This window comes from Streptomyces sp. NPDC088350 (assembly GCF_044753545.1).
Taxonomy (GTDB): Bacteria; Actinomycetota; Actinomycetes; order Streptomycetales; family Streptomycetaceae; genus Streptomyces.
In genome coordinates this window covers 22839-29754 of record NZ_JBIVNL010000027.1, presented here as the reverse complement: position 1 = coordinate 29754, position 6916 = coordinate 22839, and the positions used below count along the sequence as shown (strand labels likewise).

Genomic DNA, 6916 nt, shown 5'->3' with positions numbered 1-6916 from the left:
CCAGCCGAAACACCAACCGACCAGCACAAAGACAAGCCCATGTCACTGGCGAGGAAGCCCCGAAACTCCAGTGACGCCTTCCCCGAACCTCACAGCGGGGTTGACCGGGGAGCCCGCCAAAAAGCGACAGCCCAGTCCAGAACGGACACCACCCCACAAACCACCCACCAAAGCGGAACAGCATATTCAGTCCGGCGACCTGGCCATTTAAGGTGTACCTAAACACCATTGCTGCCCGTTCGGTGCGGTGGGATAGTAACGCAGCTAGAACCACGATACAGGCAAGGCCGCGTAGCTTCTTCACCAGGAGAAACCAGGAGTTCAACTTCTACGCACCGGAGGCATGTCTTCAATGATGAACGGAATTAAGCGAATACTGGCCTCAGCCGCAGTGCTGACGCTCTGCGCTGTGGCTCAGACAGCCACAGCGCCGGCCGCGTCCGCGAGCATCAACGCGTGCGGCACGAACGGCAACAACGGCGCCCTCAACTGCATGTACATCTTGGGCAGCAACCACACCGCGGTTACGCGGGTTCGAGGCTGGTCGGAACCCGGTAGCTATTTCATCGGCACCGACGTCTTTGAACAGGTCACCTATCCAAGCGGCGCCGTGTTCTGCCAATCGGCCACCCTCACGATCAGCAGCTCTAGCGAGATCGCAGGCTGCGAAAAGGCACCGGGCGGGACTTTCTCCATCCCCGCGGGCACCTACTGTGCGACTCTCTATAACCAGTACTACACGGGAGCGTCTTGGGTGTGGATTCAGGCCGCCCGGAACTGCGGCACCATCAGCTAGCAATGACGGACAGCCGCCTTGTCTTGTAGCCACATCCGGGTGGCATGCACGACGGGGGTACGGACCATCACGAATTATCTGAGGCATCTGGAAGATCGCTGCCGATAGGGATCTTCCACCCCATTGCTAAGAGGTTGTCTCACGTGGTGATGTCGTGAGCTGGGGCATCATTGCCGCTTGTGGGTGTCGATCTGTCGCAGCGGCTGGTTCCTGACGGTCTGTGGGAGCTGGTCGCTCCGTTGCTGCCGTCGTTCAACTCCCGTCCGCAGGGCGGCGGACCGCTCCGTGTGACGAGCGGGCTGTGTTCACGGCGGTCGTGTACGTGCTGACCAGCGGGTGTGCCTGGCGGCATCTGCCGGAGACGTTCCGTGTCTCGCCCGCGACGGCGCATCGCCGGTTCACCGCGTGGACCCGGGCGGGGCTGTGGCGTCGGCTCCACCGGGCGGTCCTGGACGAACTCGGTGCGCGAGGCGAGCTGGACTGGGCCTCGGCGATCGTCGATGCCGCCTCGGTCCGAGCCAAAGGGGGGCACTCTGACCGGGCCGAACCCGGTCGATCGCGGCAAGAAGGGCAGCAAGCTGCACGTGCTGTCCGAGGCCCAGGGCATCCCTCTGGCCGTCGCGGTGTCCGGTGCGAACACCCACGACAGCCTGGCCCTCAAGCCGCTGATCCGCGGTATACCCGCCGTCCGCTCCCGCCGCGGGCCGCGGCGGCGCCGACCGGTCAAGCTCCGCGCGGACAAAGCGTACTTCTCCGCAGAACACCTCACCTGGCTGTGAGAGCGTGGGCTCGTCCCGCGCATCGCACGTCCCGGGATCGAATCGAGCGAGCGGCTCGGCCGGCACCGCTGGAAGATCGAGCGGTCGATCGCCTGGCTGTTCGGCTACCGCCGACTCACCGTCCGGTACGAGCGAAAGGGCACCCACTTCCTCGCCTTCCTCGGCCTCGCAGCCGCCCTCACCTGCTACAAGAAGCTCGCGAAACTCACCACGTGAGACATCCTCTAAACGGGCGGCGGTTCGATCGACGCCTCGAAGCGCGCGAATGTGCCTATACAGGTCGTGAAGGATGTCCAACGCTTGTTTCCGGCGCAAGGCCGTACTATGCAGATCTGCGCACTGGTCGTGGTCATCGCCGAGTCCGATCAGGGCAATTCCGATACCGAATTGGTCACCGACGCTGTGCCGAATAGTGATCGCTCACTGAAACGCGACGGCCGCTTCGTTGGGGCTGGCCGCCCTGAGGCAGGCGTCGCCATAGATCGTCAAACCGACTACCTAGCGGTAGCACTCCCCCGCAGACACTGTCAGCCTCCCCCTGGAAGGCCGGGGCTTCGACGAAGCAGAACAGACGTATCAGCGTGTTTGCAGTGTTATCGAGGACCAAGCCCACGCTTCCCATCAGACCACACCCCCCGCCAACCACGAAGCTCCAGAAACGAACAAACCGCCCTCAGGTGCAACGAGAATCAGCCATACTCTTACGGAAAACCAACTGAGATCGGACGAAAACCGTCGATAAACGTTGCCCGCTCTCACTTACGAAACCAGGTCACCGGCGGCTGACGTCTGCGGCGTAGTCGGCGCCGAAGCCTTGGCTCTCGCGGGTCCAGTTGTCTCCGGTGGACTGGTGCAAGCCCAGCAGTCGGCTGATGACGACGGCGGGCAGCTCCGAGGCTACGTCCAACAGCGACGCGTGGCGGGCGAGTTGAGGCGGGACGCCGATCGCCTTCAGACGCCGGCCGAGGGTGTGCGGGTCGATCGGCTGTCCGGGGTAGAGGCCCTCGAAGAGTGCGGTGGACAGCTCCACCCGGGTGCGCCACCGTCTGCGGTTGAGCAGCTCGACCTGGACGCGGGCCCAGAAGGACTCCATCATCGCGTTGTCCACGCAGTCCCCGATGGAGCCCATCGAGGGCAGCAGGCCGGAGGCCCTCGCGCGCTGGGTGAATGCCCAGGACCCGAACTGGGCGAGTTCAAACGGTCCTGGCATCGGCGGCGCACGCGGCCGGACGGAGTGTGAGACCGCGCGCAGGGCCAGGCCCGGGCCACTCCAGGCGCCGGGTCCGTACGCCCTGGCAACCGTTCCCGGGCCGGCGGATGGTGCCAAGTGGCAGGTGTGCGCGGCGAGTTGATTGCACGAAGGGCGCCGCGCCGGGCCCGTGGGGGTGGGTGCGGATGTCCGCGATGGTCGGGAGTGTGACCCGGGACCGCTACGACGAGCTGGTCAAGCTGGGGCGTGACTGGGTGGCCACGATGAGCAGCGCCCAGTGGCTCCTGGTCGGGATACGAACCTCGGCGACCCTCACGGTCAGATCCAGTATCTGGAGCGGGCCTTTCGGTACTCACGTGCCAGTACGACCGCACTCGCGGTCAGGCCCACCTCGGCACCAACGGCAACCGAACCGACAAGCCAAGCACGCTCGCCACCATTGGTCATTTTCAGCATTTTCCGCACGCCCCGACGGCTGCGCCGAGCGCGAGGGAGCCGAAGACAACAGCCGCCGCCTTTGTGGACGGCTTTCAGCAAGTAATCCGTTTCCACCCGGGTCTCCTGTTCGCGGGTGTCACTGTACGGATCCGTACACGGCGGCCTCCTCGATGTCGCCGGAGAATCCGGCGTGCATCTCCATGGCCGGGACCGCAGCCCTTCCGGACTGAGGAAGCCCTCACAGTTGGTACTCCTCTTCGACTCCGAAGAGGGCCGTGAGCTGCTGCCGGTAGGGGTAAGAGAACTCGCCGATCCCGCACGCGCACACCGTTGCGGCATGCCAGAAGTCTTCTCCGGTCTCCGGATCCGTGCTGCCGGGCCCGCCAGTCGCCCACGTCAGCGTTGGCCGGCGCCAGTTGAGAGGGCGTTAAGTCCGATCTTCCTCGGTTCGTGACCGCTCGATCGTGGGACTGATCGCCGTACGAGCCAACCGTTCGCCATGCGCATGCTGGGATGTGGGCATGGACCGAAGACCGTATCCCCGCGACTTGTCGGACGAGCACTGGGCGTTGATCGAGCCGATGATCACCGCCTGGAAGCAGGACCGGGTGAGGCGGTCGGTGACCGGGGACCCCAGGACCCCTGATCTCCGGGAGGTCGTGAACTCGATCTTCTACCGGAACCGGACAGGGTGTCAGTGGCGCTGTCTGCCCCACGATCTGCCAGCCTGGTCGGCGGTATTGTACTACTTCTACTTCACGCTCTGGCGCCAGGGCGGCCTCGACCAGCGGATCCAGGAACTCCTGCGCTGTCAGGTGCGGGAGAGGGCCCGCCGATGAGAGAACCCGTCCCTCGTGATCATCGACACCCAGTCCGTGCGTGCGGCCGCTGGTGTCCCGAAGACTACGACGGGACCGGGTGTGAACAAGAGGACGCCGGGGCGCAAGCGGGGACTGGCCGTCGACGTGCTGGGGCCGATCATCGCCGGCGTCATCCTGATCGCCTCCGCCCACGACAACGCCGCCGGCACCGCCCTGCTCGAATTGGCGGCCGAACGGTGCGGGCTGCGTCTGGAGAAGGCTCTGGTGGACCAGGGCTTCAAAGACGAAGTCATCATCCACGGCGCCCTGCTGGACATCACTGTCGAGGTCGTGCGCCGCAACCCGGCCGACCAGGGCAAGGACTTCGTCCCGCAGCCCAAACGGTGCGTGGTCGAGCAGGTCAACAGCACTCTGATCCTGCACCGACGCCTGACCCGCGAGTACGACCACCGGCCCGACACCTCCGCCTCACGCGTCTACTGGGCCTCCACCGCGAACATGTTCCGCCGCCTCACCACACCCAATCCCACCTGGCGCGACACCTTCCGGACGGCCGCGTGAACATCACCGAGTTCCTGACCGAGTTCCAGACCCGCCGCGACGAAGCCGCTGGCTGCCCAGCTGAACTCCATGGCCAGAAGGCCGACTTGACCGGCGCACTCGCCGAGACCGAAGCGCGTCTCGCGGATCTGGCCACCACCTGGAAGGTCATCGCCGAACTCTCGCCGGCCGACGGCGGAGGCGACCTCGTTCCGCCCGAGCAGGCCGCTGCCTACCAGGCCGTCGTGAACGCCTTCAACCAGCACCCCGACCAGGCGTTCCGGGTCCGTGAACTGCACGAACTCCTCGGCATGCCAGCAGATGACCCGGCCATGAACGTCACCCGCAGCCGCCTCGGACGCCTCACCCGGCAAGGCTTCCTCACCCAGCCCGGACGAGGCGGCTACCAGAAACGGACGTAACACCCTCGGAAAGATCCCTGGCCAACCTCACCAAACACAGCATCGACCAGCTCACCACGTTGGTGAAGACCCGGCCGAAACGAATGCCGTACCGGCCCCACCTCATCGAAGGCCTCATCGCCAAGGCCGGACTCGGCCTCCAACCGCCGTAACCTCAGCCATTAAAGGTCTCTGGATCAGACGCCCTCTCGAAGTATCCGCGATCACACACCTTCCCCCTTTGCCGATAATTTCGGTTACTTTGCCAGTCGCGTTCCCCCACCTGACAGGATCGTTGCGCAGGCTTCCCCTGCTTGAATCATCCGGAATGCATACCGCCGCCATACACACGTCACACGAGACTTCCAACGCCTCGACAACGACGCGGGGCTATATGAACATGAGTGCGGAGCCCCCCACACGCAACCCGACGAGAGCGGAAGGAGGCAACTGTGCTGTCCCGGCCAAGGCCGATCTCCTGGGAGCGCGAAGATTTTCATGGCCACGGCGAGCGAGGGACACAAAATACATTAGAAATCCCGCAAAAACCAAGCTCGTGAGTGTCGACACACGGGGGTTATAACATGCATCAGTCAGATGCTGGGGTGCTGGCTCTAGCACCCATTGACACCATCAGCAATTCAATAGGCGTATCCAGGCTCACCGAAGTCGACGAGCCTAAAATCGTCTCCGTTCCGATCGCGTCGCTCCTGCCTGGTGAATATCCACGCTCCCACGGCCCCGACCCTGAACACGTGGCGCGTTTGGCCGAAATCGACGGACCGCTGCCGCCCATTCTCGTGCGCCGGACCGGCATGGCCGTCATCGACGGAATGCACCGCCTTCTCGCCGCCTTCGCCCGGGGTCAGGAAACCATCGACGTCGAGTTCTTCGACGGTTCCACGGAGGATGCCTTCCTTCGTGCGGTCGAGGCGAATGTCGCGCACGGTCTGCCGCTCACAAAGGCCGACCGTCGGGCCGCCGCCACACGGATCATCGTCTCGCACCCGAAGATGTCGGACCGAGCCATCGCACGGGCCTCCGGATTGGGTGCCAAGGCAGTCGCCTCCATACGGCGTCGTTCGACTGACGCCGGGCCGCAGTTGAATGCCCGAATCGGCCGCGACGGCCGGGTTCGGCCGCTGAACGGCATGGAGGGCCGGCGACGGGCCGCCCAAGTGATGGCGGACAATCCACAGGCGTCTCTGCGAGAGGTCGCGCGCATCGCCGGCATCTCACCGGCCACGGCGAGCGATGTCCGCAAGCGCATCCAGGCCGGTGAGATGCCGGCGGCGCCGCGGCCGGAAGAGACAGCGCACGCCCTCGCAGCCTCTCCCCAGACATGCTCGACCGTGACCGTCGACGCCGACGGCGGCTCCGCCCCGGCCGCGTCCCAGGACAGCCGTCGAAGAATCGAAGACAGGCCCCACGCTACGCCGCCCGACCCCTACGTACTGCTCGAGAAGTTGCTGCGGGATCCGTCGCTGCGCCTCAAGGAGGAGGGACGGCATCTCTTACGGCTGCTCCAGCAGAACGCGACGGCGGACTGGAGGGACATGACCGCTGCCGTACCGCCGCACTGCGGCGCTCTGGTGGGCAGTCTCGCTCGCCAGTACGCCGCCGCCTGGCTGGAGTTCGCGCAACGTCTGGACCATCGCAACCGAGTTTTCCCCGGCAGGACGATGGGCTGATGCCCTGCCCGGCGCCCCCGCCCGGAAATCGCTCGCACAGAGCCCTGACATGTTCCCCCCCTGTCACCTCCGACCCCTGCGGTGCCGCCCGCGGCGCCACGGGAGGCAGGGTCACGTCGGGTTCCTCTGCTTGAACCCGTCGGCCGGCATCGGCCGACGGGAGAACGCGATCGGGTCTTCGTCGAGACATCCACCCACGCGCGGACGCCAACTGTCCGCCACCCCGCACCGCCGACCGCA

At 65.4% G+C, this 6916-nt stretch carries 3 protein-coding genes and 3 pseudogenes; 5 read left to right on the top strand and 1 reads right to left on the bottom strand.

The features are described 5' to 3' along the window. Positions 1-409: 409 nt before the first annotated feature. Both ACIQBL_RS47950 and ACIQBL_RS47945 read left to right on the top strand, forming a co-directional pair. Positions 410-796, top strand: coding sequence for a hypothetical protein (locus tag ACIQBL_RS47950; RefSeq protein ID WP_401955326.1), 387 nt, complete (start codon positions 410-412; stop codon positions 794-796). Positions 797-987: 191 nt separating this feature from the next. Further along, positions 988-1791 (top strand): annotated as a pseudogene (locus ACIQBL_RS47945) (IS5 family transposase). A gap of 787 nt (positions 1792-2578) precedes the next feature. On the opposite strand, the pseudogene ACIQBL_RS47940 reads toward ACIQBL_RS47945, so the two are convergent. Next, positions 2579-2761, bottom strand: a pseudogene (locus ACIQBL_RS47940) (IS3 family transposase); the annotation flags it as partial. A 983-nt stretch (positions 2762-3744) separates the two neighbouring features. Here ACIQBL_RS47940 and ACIQBL_RS47935 point away from each other — a divergent pair. From ACIQBL_RS47935 to ACIQBL_RS47925, 3 genes and pseudogenes are all read left to right on the top strand, one after another. Next, positions 3745-4605, top strand: a pseudogene (locus tag ACIQBL_RS47935) (IS5 family transposase). Beyond that, on the top strand, positions 4602-5006 hold the full coding sequence (locus ACIQBL_RS47930) for a hypothetical protein (RefSeq protein WP_401955324.1): 405 nt from the start codon (positions 4602-4604) through the stop codon (positions 5004-5006). The pseudogene ACIQBL_RS47935 and the gene ACIQBL_RS47930 overlap by 4 nt, the downstream one beginning before the upstream one ends. Positions 5007-5569: 563 nt before the next feature. After that, positions 5570-6676, top strand: coding sequence for a ParB/RepB/Spo0J family partition protein (locus tag ACIQBL_RS47925; protein ID WP_401955322.1), 1107 nt, complete (start codon positions 5570-5572; stop codon positions 6674-6676). Positions 6677-6916 lie beyond the last annotated feature (240 nt).